Source organism: Xenorhabdus sp. PB30.3 (assembly GCF_963895965.1).
Taxonomy (GTDB): domain Bacteria; phylum Pseudomonadota; class Gammaproteobacteria; order Enterobacterales; family Enterobacteriaceae; genus Xenorhabdus; species Xenorhabdus stockiae.
On record NZ_CAWQMW010000117.1, the window covers coordinates 17,924 to 44,237 of the forward strand.

The following is a 26,314-nucleotide window of genomic DNA, read 5'->3' on the forward strand; positions in this document are numbered from 1 at the left end:
GGCACGTTTCAGGGCTGTCTGGTTACACAACTGTTTTAATTCAAAGCAAAAGTTTTTAATTGAAGGAAGATGGCTAATGGTGATTTCAACCGAGTTTGAGCAAATTGCTGCACGTTTCCCGGAAAATATCGCGGTGACACAGGGAAATGAAAGTCTGACCTATCGTATGCTGTCAGAGCACGTGACTAGACTCAGCCAGCCGTTGCATGAACAGGCTGGCAGTCAGTTCGTTATGACATTGATGGAAGAGAGTATTTCGCTGATAACCGCAGCATTAGCCATTATGAAAGCAGGCAAAGTGTTTGTGCCATTATCGCCAAAACTGCCGGAACAACGTCTTGCCACATTGCTGGCCCAATTTCGTGGCGCAACGATTGTGACTTGTCGTCAGTGGTTGCCACTGCTGGAACATTTATCCGAAGGTTATTCTCTGGTGTTGGCAGATGAAATGTTGGCTGATGAAATACAGGAACAACATTCAATCATTCCGCCTGTCAGAGTAGCTGAAAACGCATTGCCTACCCGGATTCATAACAGTGACACTCAGCACCACAGGCTGGCGTATGTCTATTTTACCTCCGGCTCGACCGGGCAGCCCAAAGCCATCTTAGGCCGTGAAGACAGTCTGCTGCATTTTATTCATTGGGAAAGTCGTGAGCTGGGTGTGACGCCTGCTGATAAAGTCAGCCAATTGATCAATCAGATGTTCGATCCTTTCCTGCGGGACATGCTGCTGCCATTGTTGAACGGTGCAACCCTGTGTATTCCTACTGTCCATGATATCCGTTATTCACCGCAGGAATTGCTTGGCTGGATGCGTGAACAGCAAATCAGCATTACGCATCTCATTCCTTCCCTGTTTCAGGTTTTACTGGAATGCCCGCAATCTTCTCATGACCTCCAGTCTCTACGCTATGCGGTGTTGTCAGGAGAAATGTTGAAAGGTTCGCTGGTGGATCTGTTTTATCAGTGCCGGTTACCGCAGACTCAATTAATCAATCTGTATGGAACAACGGAAACCACACTGGCACGAGTCTGTTATCGGGTTACAGAGAAAGACAGACAGCGGTCACTGATCCCTGCCGGTAAGCCCATCGATGATACTGTTATCTCCGTGGTAAATGAGAGGGGAGAAAGTGTTCCGGCAGGTATGGAAGGAGAGATCTGGATCAGTACGCCCTATATGAGTGCCGGTTATTTGTCATCGGGAGCTGAAAATCACGCACGTTTTATCACTCCGGAACAGGGAGAGCTGGCGGGCCAGCCGGTTTACCGAACCGGTGATCTGGGACGCATTGATGAACAGGGGAATTTACTCCTGCTTGGTCGAAATGATTTTCAGATTAAAATCAACGGGCAGCGCCTTGAAACAGCAGAAATTGAGAGCCTGCTTGAACAGCATCCTGCGATACAACAGGCCATTGTGCAGGCATTTGAGCAACCGCAGGGCATCAGGCTAGTAGCCTTTATCCGTCCGGTTCCTGAGATAACCGTGACAGAGACGGCATTAGAGACTTATCTGTCACCCCATCTGGCGGCGGCCATGCGCCCCGCTGATTATCAATTCCTGTCACAATTCCCATTGTTATCCAATGGAAAAATTGATCGTAAGGCATTACAGGCACCGACTATTCGCCAAAGCGCCACTCACCGGCAGAATCCGGTTCCTCCACTAGGCGAACAGGAAATAAAACTGGCGGCTATCTGGCAGTCACTACTGCATGTTGACCCGATTGGACGTGACGATAATTTCTTTGCTCTGGGAGGTAATTCTCTACAAGCAATCCGCATGATTGCTCAGGTACAGGAACAAACGGGGCTGAAGCTGCATTTCAGTGATCTGTTCCGGCAGCCGACACTGGCCCAATGTGCGGCCATGCTACATGCCAGCGAACAGCCAGAAGAGATAACGGCAGATTTACATACTGCCAGTTATGAACAGCAGGGCATTTATCTGATTCAACAAGCTGTTTCTGACGTCCCGATTTTCAATATGGCCTATGTTACCGAATGGCAGGGGGCGCTGGATCAGTATCGTTTACAACAAGCCTTTGATGCTTTGTTTACCCGTTATGATGTGCTGAGAACCGGTTTTGTCATGCAGGAGGGCGAGATTTCCGCCCGGATAGCTGCGACGGTTTCTGCTGATATTCTCTGGCAGGATCTGACCCGATACGGTGCGCAGGCGCCATTGCAGGCAGAAAATATTATCAGCCAGTTTGCTTCCGCCCCCTTTGAATTAGCTCAGTCACCATTGTTACGTTTGGCAGGGCTGACACTGAGACCGCACAATCATCTGATTGTACTGGTTTTTCATCATTTGATTGTAGATGAAGAATCAGTCAGACAGCTGTGGGATGAATTACTGGAAAACTACACGCAGTTGCAGGCAAGAAAAGAGCTTACTATCCGGGCACCTCATTATGGCCAGCGGGAACATGTACGTATCCAGCACCAGCGGGTGAACGGAAAAACCGGAATGGCGGCCCGTGAATACTGGCAACAACAACTGGCAGGAACACTGCCGTTACTCCAGCTGCCTTATGATTTTCCCACACCCACCGTCCGCAGTTATCAGGGACGACGTATACCTTTCAGTCTGCCCTCAGCAGCTCATAAACAGATTGAAACACTGGCCTATCAGTATGGCGTCACGCCTTATCTGATTTTACAGGCGGGATTTATTGCATTTCTGGCCCGCTATTCACGTCAGAGCGATATTCTGTTGGGAACACCGGTCTCCAATCGTCATTATAGTGAAGAGCAGCAGCCGATTGGCCTGTTACTCAGCTTATTGGTGATACGTAATCAGGTTGATCTCAGCCAGTCATTCGAACACTTGCTGGAACAGGTTAAATCGACCTTCATTGATGCGATCGCACATCAGGATCTGCCCCTCAGCCAGTTGTTACTTTTGCTCAAAGAGGATTCAGGACAAACCAGTTCAGGAAAAAACGGAGGTGAAGATAATCATCATCCGGGGATCTCGCCACTGTTTCAGACCCTGTTTACCTACCAAAACACACCCGTTACCCACAAACGTCTGGGAGCAGTACAGCTTTCTCCGCTACGCCACTGGGATGTGCAAATCGCCAAATATGAGCTGGCACTGGAAATGTGGTGTGAAGACGGAGAATTACAGGGCGTATTTCAATATGCCAGCGACCGTTTCCTGCCGGAAACCATCTCCCGCATGGCGGAAAACTTCTGTTATTTTCTGCCGCAGTTAATGAACCAGCCACAACAGGCTGTAGGGCGTGTAGCCCTGCTCAGCCCCGGCCAGCAACAGCAGCTGACTGAGTGGAACCGGACTGAACGCCCCTTCAGCGATAATATTGCGCTGCATCAGCTTATTGAACGTCAGGTACAACGAGTGCCTGATGCCATTGCCGTTGAATTCGGCCAGCAATGCCTGACTTATGCTGAATTGGATCAGTGTGCCAACCAATTGGCCCATTTTTTGATTCAGCAAGGTGTCGGGCCTGAAATTTGTGTCGGGCTGAGTGTTGAGCGTTCACTGGAACTGGTGATCTGTTTTCTGGCGATCCTGAAAGCAGGTGGGGTATATGTGCCGATTGATCCTGACTACCCGCTGGATCGCAGTCTTCATGTAATTGAAGATGCGGGCCTGCGCTTGTTGATAACACAGGAGCAGTTTGTGTCACGTTATCAGGACGGTAATGTACCTCTGTTCTGTCTTGAAACGCTGATGCCTCAGTTGTCTGCATTCAGTACTGACAATCCACGGGCAGATGTCCGGGCTGAAAATACCGCTTATATCATCTATACCTCCGGCTCTACCGGCAAACCGAAAGGCGTTCCTGTCCGCCACCGCGGAGTCTGTAATCTGGCAGAAACGGAAGTGGAATTTTTAGCTATACCGCCAGATAGCCGGATACTCCAGTTCGCCTCTTTTAGCTTCGACACTTCCGTCTGGGAAATCCTGATGGCGTTCTGTAGCGGCAGCACATTATTAATGGCTTCCCGCCTTGCTATCATGCCCGGCCCTGATCTGCTGGAGCAGCTTATTACGCGGCGTGTTACTCATGTCACTTTACCTGCATCGGCACTGGCTGCACTGCCTGTGGCTGATTTACCGGATTTGCAGGTGCTGATCGTCGCCGGAGAAGCCTGCGGGCTGGATTTGCTGCATAAGTGGGGGAAAAACCGGCGTTTTATTAACTCCTATGGCCCGACGGAAGCCACCGTGGGGACGACGAATGCCGAGTTGACGACAGATGATAACCAGATTCATATCGGTCGCCCAATCGCCAACTCACAGGTCTGGATTTTAGACGAATATCAGGCACCATTGCCGATTGGGGTCGCGGGTGAACTCTACATCGGTGGGGTGGGTGTGACGGCGGGTTATCTGAATCGGCCTGACCTGACTGAATCCCATTTTATCCCCGATCCGTTCAGCTCCCGGCCGGATGCCCGCCTTTATCGCACCGGCGATCTGGCCCGTTACAGAGCTGACGGCAATATTGATTATTTGGGGCGTATTGATCAGCAAATAAAAATTCGTGGCTATCGCGTAGAACTTGGCGAAATTGAAAGTGCTCTGCGCCAGTATTCTGCTATTTCTGATGCAGTGGCAATGGTACGGGAAGATTACCTGAATGCCAGTGCAATCGTCGCCTATATACTTCCCAAAGCGGAGTCTGAACTTGATCAGGCGCAGATTGAATCGCATCTGAACGGCTTATTGCCGGAATTTATGTGCCCGTCCTGCTATGTGTTTTTGCACGAATTTCCTCGCCTGCCGAATAATAAAGTAGATAGAAAGCGCTTCCCCAAACCTGTCAGGCAGGAAAACGAAATCGTTGCAGAACCTGCCCAGAACGACACAGAACAGGCCATTATTCAGGTCTGGCAGGATTTGCTGGGGCATCAGGCGATTGGACGTAATACCTCATTTTTTGCCGCAGGCGGGCACTCACTGCTGGCCGCTAAAATGGTCGCTATGCTGGCTGATCAGTTCCGGCTGTACTTCAGGGTCAGTGATGTGTTTATCTGCCGTACTCCGATGCGACTGGCAGAAAAAGCCGATTTAACAGCCCCTGTGAATCCTCTGCATCCGGAAGCCGTTCATGAAGCTCCGCTGAGTTTCGCCCAGCAACGGATGTGGTTCCTTGATCAGCTATATCCTGATAGTTGCCGTTATCACATTACCAGTATCAAAACGTTTACCTGTGCTGATTCTCTGACTAACACAACCGGAAACTGCGGGGATGCTGAACGGATACAAAACAGCATCATGTCGCTGTTCCGTCGCAATCCATTGCTCAATCTGCGTTTACGGATGGAAGGAACCACGCCACAGCAATACTACAGTGAGCAGTTACCTGATTGCCCGCACGAAATTATCGAAGTACAGAATGAGCAGGAATGGCAGCAGCAGTTACAACTGCGGGCTATGAATATGGCGGAAACGCCCTTTCAGCTGATCGGACAACCGCTGTATCGGCTATTGCTGGTCACGGATGCAAGACAAGGCAGCGCACTGATTGTCTGTCTGCATCATATTCTGGTGGATGAGCAATCACTGGCGCTGCTGGATAATGAGTTACTGTCATTGTATTTGACAGAAGAGTATCTGGCAGAAGAAAAGGCTATTCAACCAGCAACCCCCGATTATATGCAGTTTTCCGCATGGGAACATAGTACAGAAGCCCAGCAAATCTGGCATAGCCAGTTAGATTACTGGCGTCAGGTTTATCATCACCTGCCACCGGTAGCGACATTCCCTCAACAGCATTCTGAACGGACTGAGGATGTAAAAGCGGCTTATCACCGTATGCCGCTCTCTTCTGAACAAACCGCCGCTCTGCGCAGGCTGGCACAACAGCAGGATACAACACTGTTTACCCTGATGATGGCGGCGTTCCAGATTTTATTACAGCGCTACTGCGGGGAAGGTGACGCAACGGGGGATATTGTCGTTGGGATACCTGTAACGCTGCGTGACAAACCCGAACTGCAATCTGTTATTGGATTATTGCTCAATACGCTGGCTGTACGTCAGAACGTGGATATCAGGCTGTCATTTACTGAGTTCCTGCGTAGCAGTGTGCAAACACTGAATCAGGCAATGGCGAACAAAGATGTGCCGTTTGAGCAGGTGGTGGATGCGGTATTACCCGCGGAAAAACGCTCTCTTTCTCCGCTGTTCAGAATCATGTTTGTATTCAATGCACAGCAGCATCATCAGCAATACCGGACTGGCACAATAAACAGTCAGTCGATAAATAACCCGGAAGCTAAATTCGATTTAACGTTGTTTGTTCAGGAGATGTTTGTTCAGGAACTGTCTCAGCCGGAAATGACAGATAGCCTGTTATTAACCGTGGAATATCGTCAGGCGTGCTTTGCACCGGAAATGGTGGAGCAACTGGTGACGCATTATGTCCGTCTGCTGAACAGCCTGTGTGATACACCAGAGCAGCCAATTTATCAGTTGCCTATGTTGTCACCACAAGAATATCAGCAGCAGGCGAACGAACTTAATTCTACGGATCAGCCGCTGTTGTATTCGGTGGTACACCAGCAGTTTGAACAACAGGTGAGTCAAACGCCACAGGCGATTGCCCTGCGGGAACAAGACGAAACCGAATTTGCGTTGAGTTATGAACAGCTCAACCAACGTGCTAATCGGCTGGCGAATGATTTACTGAAACAGGGTATTGGTCAGGGATCGCAGGTGGGGATCTGTCTGCCGCGCTCCGCCATGCTGGTTGTGGCGATCCTTGCCGTTCTGAAAACAGGGGCAGCATATGTGCCCGTTGACTCCACTTATCCGGCAGATCGTGCCCGATTTATGCTGGAAGATGCACAGGTCGCACGGGTGATCACCAACCATGAGCTGGCTGCCAGATTAGCTCTGCCAGCACAGCAAAGTATTCTGTTGAATCCTGAACAGTTTATTTCAGAAGCTGTTACCGATTATCAGGGGAATATTGCTAATCCGGATATTGTAATTTCACCAGAGCAGCCCGCCTATATTCTCTATACTTCCGGCTCGACTGGCAGGCCAAAAGGCACGATCATTCCGCATCGTGGGCTGAAAAACTATCTCCAGCATGCCTGCGAATATTATGGAGATAGAAGCAGACAGGGAAATACTCTCCATGCCTCCATCTCCTTTGATGCCACTATTACTAGTCTGTTCCTGCCGTTATTACAGGGGCAAACCCTGTTTATTCTGCCGGAAGGCGATGATATCCCGGCATTAATTCAGGCGTGGCAACAGTTGCCGGATTTAACAATGGCGAAGATCACGCCGGCTCATCTGGAACTGCTGAGCCAGCAGTTATCACCGGAACAGGCAGGGCGAATACCTTTGCTGGTCATTGGCGGAGAAAGTTTATCGGCCAGTTCCCTGCGCTTCTGGCGACAACATGCACCACAAGTCAGAATTATCAATGAATATGGCCCGACGGAAGCCACAGTAGGCTGTTGTATCTACGACACACTGGCCGGAGAGATAAAAGGTGATGGCGCATTGCCGATCGGCCGCCCGATAGCTAATACACAGCTTTACCTGCTGGATGAATGCCAGCAGTTGGTGCCTTTTGGCTCCGTGGGGGAACTGTATATTGGCGGAGAGGGCGTAGGGCTGGGATATTTTAACCGCCCGGATCTGACTGAAAGCCGATTTATCACCTCTCCTTTCTCTTCATCATCACAGAAAAAACTCTATCGGACAGGCGATCTGGCCCGTTATCTGCCGGACGGCAATTTGTTATTTTTGGGTCGCAAAGATCAGCAAATCAAACTGCACGGTTACCGAATTGAACTGGAAGAGATAGAGGCTCAACTTTCAGCCTGTCAGGGTGTGGTTCAGGCAGCAGCAGGGATGAGAGACGTTCACGGTCGTCAGCATCTGGTTGCTTATCTGGTCATGAACAAACGGGTGGCAGATCAGACTGTAACAGAGATAGAAAATGTGCGGCAAGAACTGAGCCAGCGCTTGCCAGCATATATGTGCCCGACTCAATGGATCACACAGGAAACACTGCCACTGACGGCTAATGGCAAAATTGACCGCAGAAGTCTGGCACAGATTGCGTTACCTGAACAACCTGATTACCCGCATCGTCGGATGCCGGTGACCGCACTGGAAAAACAGCTGACAGAAATCTGGCAACAAGTGTTGGATCAGCAAAACTTGGGCATTGATGATGATTTCTTTGTGCTGGGCGGAGATTCTATTCTTAGCCTGCAAATTGTGTTCAGAGGGCGGGAAATTGGCCTACGGATCACACCGAAAATGCTGTTTGATTATCCGACTATTGCAGGATTAGCCGCTGTCGTTACGCAAGAAGCTACGCAGGCAAATAATGCTGATGATAAAGCCGGAAACAATGCTCAACCCGTACAGGGAGAGTATGCCCTGCTGCCTATCCAACGCTGGTTCTTTGCCCATCACCATGCTAATCCGCACCATTATAATCAGTCCTATCTGTATGCTCTGGAGCCGGAAACAGATATTTCGCGGCTGGAGCAGGCATTGACACGGGTGGTTAATCAGCATGATGGACTGCGTTCACGTTTCCTGCTGACAGGCGAACATGGCCAGAGTTATGGGCGAATAGACGAAGCAATCACAATATTGCCGATAGAACGGTGCCGGATCACCGCAATTCCGGCGAGAAAAGCGCTGTTGCAAGCCGCGGCTGAACGGCAGGCCCAACTGAATATTGAACATGGCCCGCTGCTGACTGCGACTTATTTCATGACCACTGAAGGGGACTATTTGTTGCTGACCGTTCACCATCTGGTCATAGATGGTGTTTCATGGCGTATTCTGACCGAAGATTTAAGCCACTATTACCGGGCACTGCTGGCAGGGGAAAAACCGACCCTGATGACAAAAACGGCCTCTTTGATTAATTGGTCATCCCATCTTATCGATTACGCCCAGTCTGAGCAGGCTCAGGAAGAGTATCGTTTCTGGCAACAAAAACTGAATCAGGCCGTGCCTTCACTGCCCTGCGATCAGGGAGAAAAACCGTTCTCCGGCTTAGTCAGGGAATCAGCTAAATGCCGGCTGGCATTAGTGCCTTCTGTTACTACGGATCTGGTTCAGCATACCGGACATGCCTATCGCACCCATGTGGGAGATTTGTTACTGGCAGCACTGGCGGCAACACTACAACAATGGAGTGGTTCCGGATTACTGCATGTGGATATGGAAGGACACGGGCGGGAAAGTCTGCATGAAAATGTGGACGTCAGCCGTACCGTTGGCTGGTTTACCGCCATTTATCCTCTGCTACTGGAACTGCCAGCGTTCTGTTCACCGGATCAATTAATTCAACGGGTGAAAGAAGCGGTGCGTCAGGTTCCTTATAGCGGCACCGGATATGGTGCATTACGCTATTCCCAGCCAAATGCCAATCATCAACTGCCTGCAATTCCGAAGGCTGATATCTGCTTCAATTATCTGGGCCAATTTACCCGTACCTTCCATCAGACACCATTACAGGGTGTTGCAGATATGGGGCTGGATGATCGTTATGCTGCGGATAATACCGCTTCATATGCGCTGGCAGTAGATTGCTACATTGATGAGGGGCAATTACAGATAGAGTGGACGTATAACCGTCAGTGTTATCGGGATGAAACTATCAATCAACTGGCGATGGTGATGAAAGAGCAGCTTCTCCTGCTGACAGATCACTGCGTGGCTCAGACCCGAACAACATACACGCCATCTGATTTCCCGCTTGCCAGCCTGAATGCGGAAACCCTGCACCAGTTGCAGCAACGATATGGCGTAATAGACGATATCTACCCGCTGACTTACACGCAGGAAGGGATGTTATTCCATTCAATGGCAGAGCAGGGCCGCGGTCTGTATCACGAACAACTCTGCTTTACGCTCAGTCAGCATGAAATAGATATCCTCCGCTTAAAGAGAGCATGGCAGCAGGTAACTGATCACTATCCTGTCCTGCGCAGCCGTTTTGAAATGAGACTTGCCAGTCAGCCGTTGCAGATTGTCACGCCCAATCAGGAAGTGGACTGGCGTCAGCATGATTTAAGCTCTTATAGCAGACCGGAGGCAGAACAACATTATCAGAACCTGTTGGCAGCGGATCTGGCAGAAGAATTTACACCGGAGCAGGGAACGCTGTTCCGCATCACCGTGCTGCAATTGCCGGATGAGGCGATACGGCTTCTGTTCAGCCATCATCATGCCATTCTTGATGGCTGGTCAGTCAGGCTGTTACTGACAGCCGTTGAGTCTATTTACCAGCATACTTCTCGTTACCAGCAGGCTTCCCAGCCTCTGAATAATATCCTGCCACCTGCACCGGCATTCCGATCATTTATTCGCTGGCAACAAAATAACCGCAGAGCGTGTCAGGAATACTGGCAGGTGCAATTAGCTGATGTTGGCGCAGCCACACCCTTGCCCGCTGCTCATCCGCTCAGGGCAGCCAGCCAGTTGAAACAACGTCATACCTTCCGGTTGCCTGCCGTACTTTCGGAGCGGCTGGCTGAAACAGGCCGTCGTTACCGCTTAACCATCAATACGCTGGTACAGGGGGCATGGGCTTTATTGTTACAGCGTTATAGCCAGCAGGATGAATGTCTGTTCGGTATGACGGTATCCGGCCGACAGGCAGAATTAGCCGGCATTGATAAAATGGTCGGGCTGTTAATCAGTACACTGCCAGTCCATATTGTTACTCACCATTATCAGACGACAACAGACTGGCTGAACGCTATTCAACAGCAGCAGCGGGAACATGAAAGATTCAGTGATATCTCGCTGGCTGATCTGAAATCAGCCTGTGAACTGCCGGAGTTTGAAACGTTACTGGTGTTTGAAAACTACCCGCAACCCAAACAGACCGATGCCCGGAAAAATCTGTTCACATTTACTCAGGCGACGGAAAGCACGAATTATCCACTGGTGTTGGTGGCATCATTTTCTGACGGCCTGCATGGTACGTTGGTGTACGACACCGGTTTGTATGATGCCGCTACCGTGGCCCGCCTGACGGGGCATTTTATCCGTCTGTTGGAGCAGTTAATCAATAATATGACGGGAAGGCCGGGCGATATTGCCCTGCTGGACGAATGGGAAAAACGGCAGCTACTGACACAATGGCAGGGGGAAGCATTGCCTGTTTTTGCAGGGAATGTGTATAGCCTGTTTGCCCGTCAGGTTCAGACTTCTCCCCGCCAGACTGCTGTGATTGATGGGCATCAGCAGGTCAGTTATGCCGAATTAGCGCAGCAGGCTGAACAGATCAGCCTGCGTTTGCACCACAACCGTGTTACAGCGGGAGACAGAGTTGCGCTTTATTTACCCCGCAGTCTGGATTATATCGCTGCAATGCTGGCTGTCAGCAGGATCGGCGCCTGTTATGTGCCGATTGATACTTCTTATCCCACCGAGCGGGTAAATTATTTATTGTCTGACAGCCAAAGCTGTCTGGTACTGACTTATCAGACTCTGGCTGCCAGTCTTACACATGATATCGCGGCTTTGATTCTGGATCAGAAGGCAGAGGCGTTACCATCGAACGCTTTACCTCCGGTCATTGATGACGCCAGTGCACTGGCCTACCTGATTTATACCTCCGGCTCTACAGGCGCACCGAAAGGCGTCATGATTGAACATCACAGCCTGATTAACTATCTGACAGATGCCGCTCAGCGTTATCAGGTGACGGACGGAACCCAGAGCCTGTTCCATTCTTCCGTCAGCTTTGATGCCACCCTGACCAGTCTTTACCTGCCGTTATTACATGGCGGCACCATTACCGTGATTAAGGATGATGCGGATATTGCTGCAATAGCAACGACATTACAGCAACCGTCATCCAAAGATCGGCATTTATTGAAAATCACGCCGGCTCACCTGGGCGTGCTGTCGGAATATCTGAATGTTACTGCGAGATCTCATGTGCATTCATTGGTGATCGGAGGCGATGCGCTCAGTTGTGAAACCGTACAGGCATGGTTGTCGGACGGAGGAGATATCGGCGTATTCAATGAATACGGCCCGACTGAGACCGTCGTCGGCTGCTGTGTCCATCGTGCGGACAAACAGCAGGATTTACAGGGCATGATGCCGATTGGTTTACCTATCGCCAACACGCGTCTGTTTGTCCTGAATGATGATTTGTCACCGACTCCCTTTGGCATGGCCGGTGAGTTGTATATCGGTGGGTTGGGAGTGGCGCGGGGTTACTGGGCTCGCCCTGAATTAACGGCAGAAAAATTCATCACATTGTCCGTTCCGCTGGAAGATGGAACACAGGAAAGCATACGGGTTTATCGCACGGGAGATCGGGTTTGTGCCTTACCGGACGGAAAATTGCTCTATCTTGGTCGCCGTGATCGGCAAATTAAGCTCCGGGGTTACCGGATAGAACCGGGAGAGATTGAAGCACAACTGATGCAGCACCCATATGTACAGCAAAGTGCATTGCTTACCTATTTCGATAAAGGACGTTCTGGCACAGCATATTCCGGTAAACAGGAAGACATGCAGCTGGTGGCTTGTGTGTCTCTGAAACCTGACTTCCTGAAACCAACAGCAAAAGCCGGTATCTCTTCCGATTTCTTATCAGAAATATCAGGGCAAATACTCGATTTTCTCAGCCGGTATCTGCCAACGCATATGTTGCCGCATGTCATTGTACCGATGGATGAAATGCCGCAGACCATCAATGGCAAGACTGATTATCGGGCTTTGCTGGCGCGTTTGCCGGAATATCTGTCCGGATTGCAACATTCCTCCCATCAGCCACAAGAAGAAAGCGCATCGTATTCTCCGCAAACGGCACTGGAAAGCCATCTGCGGGATATCTGGTGTGAAGTGCTACGACAACAACAGATTGGATGTGATCAGAGTTTCTTTGCTCTGGGAGGGCACTCATTACATGCCCTACGTATTGCAGCCCGTATTGAACAGCAACTGGCAGTCAGGCTCTCTCTGGCTGAACTTTTGCAACACCAGACAATTAAGCAACTCGCTCATTTTCTGGATTCTCGTATAACCGGAAAGGTGATCGAAAAGAATACACAGTACAACACGATAAAACGTGTCGTACGCGGACGGAAATAAAAAACACAATAACAATGGAATATACCCGAAACCAGCAAAGTAACGGGTATTTAGCCGGAGGTTTTATGCAGGAAAATATATTTCAGTTTAAAGCATCCCTTGCGCAAAAACGTTTATGGTTGCATGAACAACTCGAACAAAAATCCGCCATTTATCACATTACAACTGCGCTGGTGCTTGAGGGACATTTGGATATACCGGCACTCACACAGGCTATCAGCGATATGGTGGAAAGACACGAGTCTTTTCGCACAGGTTTTGTGTATCAGAATGGCGCACTTTATCAGTGCTGCCATGAATCCGTGTCTTTGCCGCTGGTCACGGTTGATTTGTCTATGCTGAGTGAAGAAGAGCAAAAGCAGCGTTTGCAGCGCGACAGTCAGCAACCGTTTGATTTACAGCAGGCTCCGTTATTGCGTTTTACCCTGTATCAGTGTGGAACCGAACACGGGGAAGAGCGTCATTATCTGGTGATGGTGCTGCACCACATTATTTCAGATGGCTGGTCTGCCGGTATTATCAGCCGTGAACTGACAACATGTTATAACGCACGGCGACAGGGCAAATTCCCCGAATTGCCGGAGTTACCCATACAGTACATTGATTATTCAGAATGGCAGCACGATCAGCATGAAAATGCTGAATCAGCTGAATCGCTGGTATGGTGGAAAGAAAAACTGTCCGGCATTGAGCCTATCGCGCTGCCTTTTGATTACCCACGCCCCAGCCGCCTGAGCCTGCGCGGAAAAACGCACTGTTTCACATTATCGCCTGAACTGACACAGGCACTGGATCAACAGGCACGTCAGCAAAATAAGACCCTGTTCTCCACGCTCTTGAGTGCATTTTACCTGCTGCTTTATCGCTACAGCGGTCAGACTGATCTGGTTATCGGTTCGCCGGTCTCCGGGCGTGGGCAGCTGGAGCTGGAAGGCATTGTCGGGTTCTTTGTCAATACACTGGTTTACCGGATTGAGCTGGATCCTCATGCTAATTTCACTCAATTACAGACACAGGTTTTTAATACTGTACTTGATGGCTTGTCCCACCAGCAGGTGAGTTTTGAACAACTGGTGGAGGCCATCAACCCCAGACGGGATCTGAGCTATGCCCCGTTGTTTCAGGTCATGTTTGCCTTTGATAGCTCAGACTCTGCCGGATGGCAGTTAGACGGAATAAAAACCACGCCCTTCACGGTTGCGGGGGATTACGCCAAATTCGATCTGACGCTCTCGATGGAAAAAACCTTACAGGCAGATGGCAGAGAACAATTGCAGGGTACATTTGAATACAGCACTGACCTGTTTGATGAAGCAACGATTAAACAGATTGAGGCTAATTTCTGTTTTCTGTTGCAGGAAATAGCCCGGAACGCCCATGCTGCACTGACTGAGTATCAATGTATCAATGAAGCGGAAAAGCAGTGGCTACTGCAAGAATGGCCGCGCAGTCTGAACGCTCATCCGGTGACACAAACGTTACATCAGGCATTTGAGCAACAGGTAATGCGTCGTCCGCAGGCCATTGCACTGAGTACTGACAATGGCAAGACGCTCACTTATGAACAGCTTAATCAGCGGGCCAATCAGCTGGCACACTATATTTTGAAAATCAGGCAGCAAACGGAGAGAACGGCAGAATTGACGCCATTGATCGGCCTTTGTCTGGAACGTGACGAGGAGATGCTGGTTGCTATTCTGGCAGTATTAAAAGCAGGGCTGGCTTATGTACCCATTGATGGCAGTCATGCACCGGAACGGGTTCGTTTCTATGTTGAAGATGCGGGTATTCAGCTGATTATCGGCACTCCCGTATACCGCACTCTGTTTGATCACGAAAAAGTGGACTATCTCTGCATCGATAGCGAAAAAACCTTTATTCAGACTATGCCGCTGGATAACCCTGATATGGACTGTCAGCCTGATGCACTGGCTTATGTGATTTATACCTCCGGTTCTACCGGTATACCGAAAGGCGTGGAAATACCGCACGCCAATGTCATGCGGTTATTCAGTGCCAGTCAACGTCATTTTACCTTTAGCGAAAATGATGTCTGGACACTCTTTCACTCCTGCGCGTTTGATTTCTCGGTATGGGAAATATGGGGGGCATTACTGCACGGCGGACGTCTGAGTATTGTGCCTTATTGGACCAGCCGGACACCGGGCCATTTTTATCAGTGGGTACAACAGGAAAAAGTGACCGTGCTGAACCAGACGCCTTCTGCTTTCCAGCTATTTATGGCGGCTGATGAACAATTGAATAAAGAGCATAAAGGCGGCATCAATTCAGCCCTGTCATTGCGTTATGTGATTCTGGGAGGCGAAGCACTGGAACCGGCTAATCTGTTGGGCTGGTTTAAAAAGCATGGCGATGAGCAGCCTGAAATCATCAATATGTATGGCATCACTGAAACGACAGTGCATGTGACCTATCGCAGGATAAGGCAGGCAGATGCCTTGCAGGGCGGAAAAAGCCCGATTGGTGAAGCGCTGGACGATCTGGAGATTTTTTTACTGGATGGACAGGGCAGATTGTCACCGCTGGGGGCCGTAGGGGAGATTTACGTTGGTGGTGCCGGTGTGGCTCGGGGCTATTTGAATCGTCCTGAACTGACGGCCCAGCGTTTTGTCGATAAACGGCAGCTTTTCCCGCAGGCAGAAGCAGGGCAGCGGTTATACCGGAGCGGGGATTTGGCACGTTTGCGGCGGGATGGGGCACTGGAATATCTCGGACGTGCTGACCATCAGGTGAAAATCCGGGGCTTTCGCATTGAACTGGGCGAGATTGAAACAGCCCTGAAACGTATTGATGAAATAGAACAGGTGGTCGTGATGGCTTACCAGAACGAAGGTGAGCATACTTCGCATCTGGTGGCGTATATTGTGCCGGCGGGAACACACTCGGCTGAAGCATTGTCTGTCGATATGCTCAGGGCTGAGCTGAAACGTACTCTGCCGGACTACATGCTGCCATCTGCCTTTATTTTCCTTGAGGCCCTGCCACTGACCAGTAATGGAAAAATTGATCGTAAAGCCCTGCCCGCACCACAACAGGTACGCCCGCAACTCGCCAGTGAATATCGGGAAGCGCGCAATGAAACCGAACGTGAATTACTGAAGTTATGGCGGGAAACATTGCCGGTATCGCGAATTGGTATCCATGATAACTTCTTTGCGCTGGGAGGTGATTCCCTGCGTGGTGTCCAGCTGACAGGTAAAGCACAGGAGCAAGGCTGGTTGCTGACGCTGGCGGATCTGTTCCAGCACCAGACAGTAGCAGAACTGGCAACCCTAATTGATGAACGTCGCAAAGAGCATCAATTGTCAGCGCAGAGTATTGCGCCATTCAGCCTGATATCAGAGAAAGATCGCTTGCATTTACAGGCGCAGGCACAGGAAAGATCGCAAAAAATCGTTGATGCCTACCCGCTCAGCCGGATGCAGGCGGGTATGTTCTACCATATGAATATGTCGCCGGATGCCAACGTATATCATTGTACCGGAACGTCTCATCTGCGTATTAACGGGGCGTTTAATGAGCAGGCATTCAGGGAAGCAACCGCTCAGACCGTGGCAGCCCATGATGTACTACGCACGGCGTTCGATATGGAAAATTACAGTGAGCCGTTGCAATTGGTCTATGCCTTTGCTGAATTACCGATTGTTGTAGAAGACTTGCGCCATTTATCGGAGCAAGAGCAGGATGTGCGGGCAAAAGCATTACTGGAAGCAGAACGGGTGAATCCGTTTGATCTGTTGAATCCGACCCTGCTGCGTTTCTTCATTCAGCTGCGCACTGATAACTCCTTCCAGTTTACGATGACCGAATGTCACCCGGTCTTTGATGGCTGGAGTTATAACACCATGATTGTGGAAGTTTTCAACCGTTATGCCACGCTGACAGGGCAGACAAACTGGCAGGCACCGGATAAAAAATCGCTGGAATATCGTGATTTTATTGCACTGGAACGGGCTGCCATTGCTGATGAACAACAAAAAAATTACTGGGCACAGAAACTGGATGATTGCACCATCCTTGAATTGCCACGTAAACAGCATACGGAGGGTATTCAGAGTGCTCATCCCCCCGCAACCAGCCCGAAACTGAAATCTGTTTCCCTGACACTGGATAGTACTGTTTATCAGGGATTACGTCATTTGATGCTGCAACTTGGCGTCCCGCTGAAAAGCGTCCTGCTGGCTGGGCACGTCAAGGTCATCAGTATTTTCAGCGGAGAGAATGACATTCTTACCGGGATCAGCGCGAACGGACGCCCTGAAGCGCAGGGAGGAGAGCATCTGTATGGCCTGTTCCTGAATATTCTCCCATTCCGTCAAATCCTGACATCTGTCTCCTGGAACGAGTTAATCCGGCAGGTTTTTGCTAACGAAATTGAAGCAATTCCGCACCGTCGTTATCCATTAGCAGAAATTCAGCGCCAGTTCGGTCAGCAGCCATTACTGGATGAGGTGCTGTTTAACTATATTGATTTCCATGTTTACGACCAGATGGCAGCGGAAGTGGGGCTGGAAGTGGTGGACAGGCTGCATACGCAGGACGTTTACGAAGGCACCCATTTTACACTGGATGTCCATTTTCAGCATCTTACGCTCTCTTCGGCGCTGGCCAGTGATCAAATTTCTATCCAGCTTGATTACGACGAAAATAAAATCAGCCGTGGATTGGTATCAACGATGGCGGAATGCTATATCGCGGTATTTACGGCGATGGTGACAGATCCGCAGGCATTGCATTGTGCCGAACATTTCCTGCCAATGGTACAGCAACAGAAACTGGAAAATTTCAGTCAGGGAGATGCAGGCTATCAGGGGCCAGAAACACTGGCTGGATTATTTGCTCAACAGGTAGCCCAAACACCATCTGTGCTCGCGGTTGAATTCGGTGAGCGGCGGCTGAGTTACTTGGAGTTACACCAACAGTCCAACCAGTTAGCACATCTGCTGGCAGAAAAAGGGGTGAAACAAGGGCAGTATGTGGCGCTATTGCTGGGGCGCAGTGTTGAATTAATCGTTTCGATGCTGGCACTGGTAAAACTCGGCGCGGTTTATCTGCCACTCAATACCGACGACCCTGATATCCGGCTTATCGAACAGATAGAAGATGCTCAGTGTGATTTGTTAATCATAGATAGGCGAGTGACAGACCGGCGGCTGCCTGACACTATGCCAGATCTTCCGCCGGTTCTATGGCTGGATGAAGAACAGCCGGCTCTGGCACAAATGCCGGTAACTGATCTACCGGATTACCTGAATTCTCACGCAGAACATCAGGGTGGCCTGCCTGCTTATATCATGTACACCTCTGGCTCTACCGGTAAACCGAAAGGGGTATTGATCGGGCAAAAAGGCATTATTCGTCTGGTTAAAAATGTCAGCTATGTTGATTTCCGCACCTTTAAGCGTTATCTGCAACTGGCTTCCGTCAGTTTTGATGCTTCAACATGGGAAATCTGGGGGCCGTTACTGAATGGCGGCTCAATCGTGATCTTCCCGCAAGGTGTTGTGTCTGTTCTTCTGCTGGAAAAAATCATTAAGGAATCGCAGATAGAAAGCCTGTTCCTGACGGCATCCTTGCTTAACCTGATTGTTGATGAGCGCCCCCAGATATTGCAACCGGTAAAACAATTGGTTTCCGGTGGTGAGGCGATGTCATCATGGCACGCAGCCCGCATTAAGGCGCGTTATCCTGAACTGCTCCTGATCAACGGTTATGGTCCAACGGAAAATACCACGTTTACCACCAGCTATCGTTATCGGGGAACCGAAGGCCATAGTGTGCCAATCGGCAGACCGAATGAGGGCAATCAGGTTTATATCCTTGATAGCTTCCTCCATCCTGTTCCTGTTGGTACAGCGGGTGAGCTGTACGTTGGCGGTGAGGGTCTGGCGATGGCTTACCTTAATCAGGAAAGCATCTACCAAACCCTGTTTATTGAAAATCCATTTGATCAATCCCTCTCAGCCCGGCTGTATAAAACCGGTGATCGCGGGCGTTTTCTGCCTGACGGTAACATTGAATACCTTGGGCGTATTGATGACCAAAACAAGATCAGAGGCTATCGGGTGGAAACCGGGGAAATTGAAGCTGTCCTGTGTAAACACCCGGATGTGGAACGTGCAGCGGTTCGGGTGATTGAGGAAAACCGGGGTAAACGGATCGCGGCTTATATCGTTCTGCATGTCGGACAGGCTCTGAATACGATGGAGTTGCGTAATTATCTGGCGGAAAGGTTGCCACGTTACATGATACCGGCCTATTTTCAGGCTCTCTCTTCTCTGCCACTGAATGCAAACGGCAAACTTGATATTGCCCGATTGCCACAGGATATCCCACAACAGGCTGCTTATCATGAACTGAGTAACGTTTCCCCATTAGCGCAGACGCTTCCCGCTGTCGCTGAGGAAAAAACCAATGTACTGACCGATCCTGTCGTGCTTGCCATTCAGCAGGTCTGGGCCGAAGTACTGGATATGGAATCTCCCGGTTGTAATCAAAACTTCTTCGATCTGGGGGGAGATTCCCTGTTGCTGGCCCGTGTTCATCTGAAACTGCATGCGCTGGGTCATACCCGACTCTCCATTATTGATTTGCTGAATTATTCCACAATTCACCAGCTTGCCCGCTTTATCAACGGAGGGCATGGACAGAATGAAAACGCCGGAACATCAGCGGTCATGAAGAGGATGCAGGGTGCTAAAGAAACCAGTCTGAACAACATCACTGATGGCCGCCAGCGTCTGGCAGAAATGCAGAAAAAAATGCAGCAGAAAAGGTAGCCGGAAGATGAATAGCGGGAATGAGGAATAACGGATCATGAATAACACCGATGGTAATAACGTTCAGAGGGAACAGGCAGTGGAATCAGTGTCTGATTTGGAAATGCACGGTTTTGAAATCGCCATTATCGGTATGGCGGGACAATTTTCCGGCGCGAGTGATGTTGAACAATTCTGGCAAAATATCGCAGCGGGCGTTGAGTCTGTCAGGCCATTGACTGATGCCGAACTGGATGCAGAAGGAATATCAATAGAGGCCCGTTCGCGGGCCGATTTTATCCGCAATGTTTCCGTACTGGAACATCCTGAAGACTTTGATGCTGAGTTTTTTGGTTACTCTCCGCGGGAAGCTCAGGCAATAGATCCACAGCAGCGTTTGTTTCTGGAAACGTCATGGCTGGCATTGGAAAATGCCGGTTATGCAGCGGAAAAGTTTCAGGGACCAATCGGCGTGTATGCCAGCAGCTCCAGCAGTAGTTATTTTATGAATTATCTATTGAATCATCACACTGCCGAAGGGCCGTATTTATCGGACATGCTGCTATTTGGCAATAATAACGATCTGCTTTCGACACGGGTATCCTACAAGCTCAATCTGCGGGGGCCGAGTTTCACTATCGGATCGGCCTGCTCCAGTTCAATGGTGGCGCTACACTATGCTTGCCAGTCTTTATTAGCCGGAGAATGTGACATCGCAATGGGCGGAGGTGTTCACGTTGGTTTTCCCTCCCACAGTGGCTATCACTTCGAGGGCAGCGGTATTCTTTCCCATGACGGTCATTGTCGTACTTTCGATGCTGAGGCATCCGGTACTCTGAGCGGTGATGGCGTTGGTGTTGTGGTGCTGAAACGGTTACAGGATGCACTGGACAGTGGTGACCATATTTATGCGATTATTAAAGGTTCTGCGGTAAATAACGACGGGGCAGAGAAAATCGGTTTCACAGCGCCATCGGTAGCCGGTCAGGCAGCGGTTCTGCAGCGCGCATTGCTGGTAGCAGATGTGACACCAGAAAGTATCAGTTATATCGAGGCTCATGGCACAGCAACTCACCTTGGCGACCCGATGGAAATGAAAGCGCTGCTCAGTGCTTATGAGCAGCCGGAAACAGAGCTGCCGCGCTGTGCGGTGGCTTCTGTCAAAGCGAATCTGGGACACGTAGACTCGGCGGCAGGTGTGACGGGAGTCATGAAAGTTGCACAGATGATGATGCACCGTTATCTGCCACCGGCGGTCAACTTTACCCGCCTCAATCCTGAAATTAATCTGACCGGTTCAAGGTTCTATATACCGACAAAAGGTGAAGCGTGGCAGTGTCAGGGCGTACGCCGGGCGGGTGTCAGCTCCTTTGGTATTGGGGGAACCAATGCTCATATGATTTTGCAGGAAACCCCCTATACTTCCCCGTCAGGCCCGGCTCACCCGCAACAATTGCTCTCTTTTTCAGCTAAATCACCGCAAGCATTGCAGGCAAAGTTGCTGAATTTCCGTGATTGGCTGGAAAAATCTCCCCGACAGCCATTAGCTGATATCGCTTATACCCTGCATGTTGGTCGTCATGAAATGGATTACCGACACAGTCTGGTATGCCATGATCACATCAGCGCAATTGCGGCGCTGGATAATTATTTATCCCGGACAATACAGGAAAATACGTTACGTACAGTTTCCTCGTCTGTCATTTTTATGTTCAGCGGGCAGGGAGCACAATACCCCGGCATGATGAAGGGGTACTACGATCAGGAGCCAACATTCAGGGCCGAAGTGGATAGATGTGCGGAGATTATGCTGCCTTTGCTGGGTCGTGATATCCGTTCGTTAATCTTCAACACATCTGAAACGGATAAAAATTCGGCGTTGTATCAGACACGTTATACCCAGCCAGCTCTGTTTGTTGTCGAATATGCGTTGAGCCAGTTGTTGATGGCATGGGGGATACGTCCTACGGCTTGCATTGGTCACAGCATCGGAGAGTATGTTGCCGCCTGTATTGCGGGGGTATTTACTCTGGAAGATGCAGTGAAGATAGTGATCAGGCGGGCTAACTTAATGAATCAGATGCCTGCCGGAAAAATGCTGGCGGTAGAACTTAATGAAAGAACATTACAGGGCTATCTCACGGAGGGCGTTACACTGGCTGCTTATAATGCGCCTGAGCTTTGTGTGGTATCCGGTGAAACAGAAGCCATATTGATGCTTGAAGCGCGTCTGGCGGAGGATAATATCGAATCCGGCACGCTGCATACTTCCCACGCTTTTCACAGTGCGATGATGGATGGGTGTCTGGAACCGTTCAGACAGGCATTTGATGGCATAACACTCTCAGCGCCAGAATTGCCGTTTATTTCCTGTGTAACGGGAACATGGATCACCGCGGAACAGGCTATGTCGCCGGATTACTGGGTACGCCAATTGCGTGAACCGGTTGCGTTCAGTCAGGGAGTGGCGTGTTTATTGTCTCAACAGGAAGTCACTTCAGCTTCTCATATACAGCAATCTCACTCACAAAAAACCTCACCTTCAAAAGCGCCTGTTTTACTGGAAATCGGGCCGGGCAGTGCTCTGACCGGACTGGCAAAAATACAGTTTACAGGTTCAGCGGCACATCAGCGGGTGTTCAACAGTACCCGAAGTATCAAACAAACTATCCCGGACAGGCAGCATTTGCTGAATCTATTGGGGCAGCTATGGCAACAGGGGGTATCTGTCGACTGGTCTGCATTTTATCAGCCACAGAAACGCCACCGCCTTCCTCTGCCCGGATATACATTCCAGCGCCAGCGTTACAGTCTGGACTCATGGACTAGTGATACTTCACATAACATGCCTGCTCATACCAGACAGGTTGCATCGGATAGAGGGCGGTTGCCACTGGAGCAGTGGAGTCACCAGATCCGCTGGAAACAAATGACCATACCGGTGGCAGATTATGCCCGGTTAAACGGGCAGGTTTTCCTGATTTTTATGGACTGTTCCGGAGTAGGAAAACAGCTGGCGGCTGAACTGACACAACTGGGCGGTGAAGTCTGGCAGGTAATACAGGGCGGACGTTTTAAAGCAGATACAAACACACGTCAGGTAACCATCAATCCGCAGAACAGCGAAGACTATCAGGCATTGGCGGATTTATTTAACAGCCGGAAAGTGAAGGTCACTAACATCATTCATGCATGGTCAATATCGCGTTCAGCTTCCATTGCACTGAACACTGCCTTTACCAATTATGAATCTCTGTTGCATATCGCCCGGCAATTTGCGGTAGACCGTTTAGCAACAGATGGAATGGGATCAGCAAATCAACTGAAAACGGCTGCACTAAAAATAGACATCCTCTCCAACCGACTGCATTCGATTACAGAACAGGACAGAAACGATCCTGCCAAAGCCCTGCTACTTGGCCCATGTCGTGTCATTCCAAAAGAGTTTGAACAGGTGCAGTGCAGGAGTATTGATGTTGCCCTGCCTGCTCGCTGGTCACTGCCTTTACTTAATCCTAAGCCGTCTGATGCCGTAATATCAGCATTACTGACAGAGATCCTCAGACAGCCGGAAGAACAGGAGAGTCAGGATAATATCGTCGCGCTTCGCGGAAGACATCGTTATGTACCGTTGACTGAAACCGCAGTTTTACCCGCGACGGCGTCCCCGCTATTAAGACATGGGGGAAACTACCTGATTACGGGCGGATTTGGCGGTATTGGAGCCACAATAGCACTCTATCTGGCGAAGCATTATCAATCCCATTTGATTTTCATCAGCCGCAGTGAATTACCGCCCAGTAATGAATGGTCAGACTGGCTGGAAACTCATGATGCAGACAATAAGCGCTCACGCCATATCCGTTTGTTACAACAGTTAAAGCAGATGGGCGCTTCTGTTTCAGTCATTTCTGCCGATCTGGCGGATGCTTCAAGAGTCAACAAAGCTCTGACTGATGTTGTTCTCCAGTATGGGCAGATCCACGGGGTTTTTCATTGTGCAGGTATTGCCGATGGCGGGCTGATCCAGAATCGCAGATTCGAAGACTCACTTCAGGTATTCCAGTCAAAAGTACTGGGAACACAGGTTCTGGATAACTGGTTTAAACGCCGCCCACTGGATTTTTTCGTTTTAAGTTCATCACTGGCATCCCACATAGGCACAATCGGACAGGTCGCTTATTGTGCAGCCAATGCTTTTGAAGATGCTTACGCTTTATCACGTCATCAACATGTTTTAGATGAGAAAAATTTCAGTAAGTCACATTCAGGCACGAAAAAATCTACCCGCTATCTTGCTATTGGCTGGGATGCATGGCGTGAGGTAGGAATGGCAGTGGATAGCCTGCGTCAGTGGTATCAGGATAATGAAGAACAAGAAAGTATCAGGCACGGTATTCTGCCGGAAGAGGGTTGCCAGTTGCTGGAACTATTACTGTCACATGGGGACAGTGTTTATGCTGTTTCTACCCGTGGCTTACCGTTACCGGATACCGACCACGCTTCAGAAAATAATTCCCCAGTAGAACCAGACCGAAATACGGTGAACACGGGCGAGCAGAACCTGTATCCCCGCCCGGTATTAAGTGTCGCTTATCAGGCTCCCCGCAATCAGACGGAAGAAATTATTGCTGATATCTGGCAGGAAAAAATGGGTATAGGCCCATTGGGGGTGTTTGATGATTTCTTCGAACTGAATGGTCACTCGCTGATGGCAGTGCAGATCATCGCAAAAATTAAACAGCGGCTACAGGTGGTATTTCCTGTCGGGTTTATTTACGAACACTCCACGATTGAACTATTGGCTGAGCAGGTCAATCTGCGTAACAAAGTGCAGCCGGACAACCCGGAGGAAAGGCGATGATAGCCAAAATGCAAAGAGGCAAGGCAGCCGAGAATTTGCACCACACCGGGAATAACAAGCAAGGAAACTGGTTCCCGTTGGGATATGCCCAGCACTGCTTCTGGTTTGTATCCACCGCACTGGGGGATACTGCTAACAATCAGGTTGGTATTCTGATTGAAGGAGAACTGCGGATAGCGGTGCTGGAACAGGCTATCAATACGCTCATCCAGTCGCATATTTCCCTGCGCACGGAAATACTGGATTACGCACCAATGCAGCGGCTTTGTCAGATGCGGGAGTTTGATCTGCCCCTGCTGGATTTGTCAGCTTATGATGCCGATAAGCAGGAACAACGGGTGATTGAACATAGCCAAAAATGCCTGCATACGCCATTTAATCTCAAATCTCCTCCCCATCTGCGGGCACAGATTTTCCGATTGGCAGAATCAAAACATTTATTGTTTTTATGTTTTCCTCACATTGTGGCGGATGGCGGGGCCATACATCTGTTTGAGCAACAGCTATGGCAGCTTTATGAACAGGGGTGCCACGGAAAAAAACTCCAGTTAGGTGTATCGGATCAGATGCAAATTGATGAATGGGTCGTTTATGAACGGGAAACCCATCATCAACATGGTCAGCAAGATTTGGCTTTCTGGCGGCAGCATCTGAAGGGATATCCTTATGCGCGTTTTCCGGCTCGCTATCTCAACCAGAATACTCTGACCGATCATGAGTTTTACCTGCCATTTCCTGAAAATAGCTATGACTTGCTGGATACGCTGGCTAAACAGCAAAAAGCAACATTGCAGATGGTTTTTCTGACACTGGTTGCCGAGGTGATTTACACAATGACCGGGCAGTCCCGTTTTTCGCTGAATTCAGTGCTGGAAGGCAGGGAACAGCCCGGAAGTGAAACATTGATGGCGCCCATGCTGCGTGTTATGCCGGTGCCTGTCAATCTGGACAGCCTAAAGGATAGAACAGGAAAAAATGAGGCGACGACAATTACTTTGCTGGAACAGGTCAGGGAAAAGATTTTATCGGCTTATGACCACATGGAATGCCCGTGGAGTTTGCCGGTTGGTGTGCTGGCTGAACAGCGCTGGCATAGCAGCCCCGGTATTTATTCTCTGGCAATCCGTGCAGGTAGCTGGCTTTACAGCAAGGTATTCCGGCGTGCCCGGCTCTACCCGCATTTTCTGGCTGACTTTTTGTTTATGGAACCCAGACCACCGCAATCCATCATTCGCCGAGCCAGACGCGACGTAGAAATTTCACAACCAACGATTAACATTAATATATTACAGGATGTATTCAAATCTGAGACGTCGGGTAGCAGGCTGGATGGGTTACGCCTGAGCAGCTACTGGAAAAGTGAACATCGGGAACATCAGGCGCTGCCCGGTCAGGCTATTTCCACCCAATGGGAAAATGACTCTATCAATATCTACGTCACACTTTCTGAAGATAGCAAACCAATCATGCAAATTAATTGCTGCTGTTTTAATCAGGCAGGGATGGCCTGTTTTACCGGATTGCTGAAGGAAAAACTATCTTCTCTCTCCCAACTTATCACTGAATGAGATACAGAGA

Annotated in this window: 4 protein-coding genes; all 4 read left to right on the forward strand. The window is 49.7% G+C overall.

What is annotated here, in order from left to right; all coding sequences use genetic code 11:
- Nucleotides 1–76: 76 nt before the first annotated feature.
- The 4 genes from AACX38_RS08295 to AACX38_RS08310 all read left to right on the forward strand — a co-directional run bounded on the left by AACX38_RS08295 (nt 77) and on the right by AACX38_RS08310 (nt 26,304).
- Nucleotides 77–13,093 (forward strand): non-ribosomal peptide synthetase, encoded by a 13,017-nt coding sequence (locus AACX38_RS08295; RefSeq protein WP_228863966.1) that lies wholly within the window; start codon nt 77–79, stop codon nt 13,091–13,093.
- A 65-nt stretch (nt 13,094–13,158) separates the two neighbouring features.
- Nucleotides 13,159–19,893, forward strand: a complete 6,735-nt coding sequence (locus AACX38_RS08300; protein WP_228863967.1) for a non-ribosomal peptide synthetase — start codon at nt 13,159–13,161, stop codon at nt 19,891–19,893.
- Between the two features lie 37 nt (nt 19,894–19,930).
- Nucleotides 19,931–24,736 carry a type I polyketide synthase gene (locus AACX38_RS08305; protein ID WP_228863968.1) on the forward strand — a complete coding sequence of 1,602 codons (4,806 nt, stop codon included), beginning with the start codon at nt 19,931–19,933 and terminating at the stop codon, nt 24,734–24,736.
- Entirely contained in the window at nt 24,733–26,304 is a 1,572-nt protein-coding gene (locus AACX38_RS08310; RefSeq protein WP_228863969.1) for a condensation domain-containing protein, read from the forward strand. Before AACX38_RS08305 ends, AACX38_RS08310 begins: the two co-directional genes overlap by 4 nt.
- Nucleotides 26,305–26,314: the final 10 nt, after the last annotated feature.

Bases quoted from the DNA above. Each gene is read 5' to 3' on its own strand.
- AACX38_RS08300 (WP_228863967.1), top strand. From the start codon at position 13,159: ATGCAGGAAAATATATTTCAGTTTAAAGCATCCCTTGCGCAAAAACGT.
- AACX38_RS08310 (WP_228863969.1), top strand. From the start codon at position 24,733: ATGATAGCCAAAATGCAAAGAGGCAAGGCAGCCGAGAATTTGCACCAC.
- AACX38_RS08305 (WP_228863968.1), top strand. From the start codon at position 19,931: ATGAATAACACCGATGGTAATAACGTTCAGAGGGAACAGGCAGTGGAA.
- AACX38_RS08295 (WP_228863966.1), top strand. From the start codon at position 77: ATGGTGATTTCAACCGAGTTTGAGCAAATTGCTGCACGTTTCCCGGAA.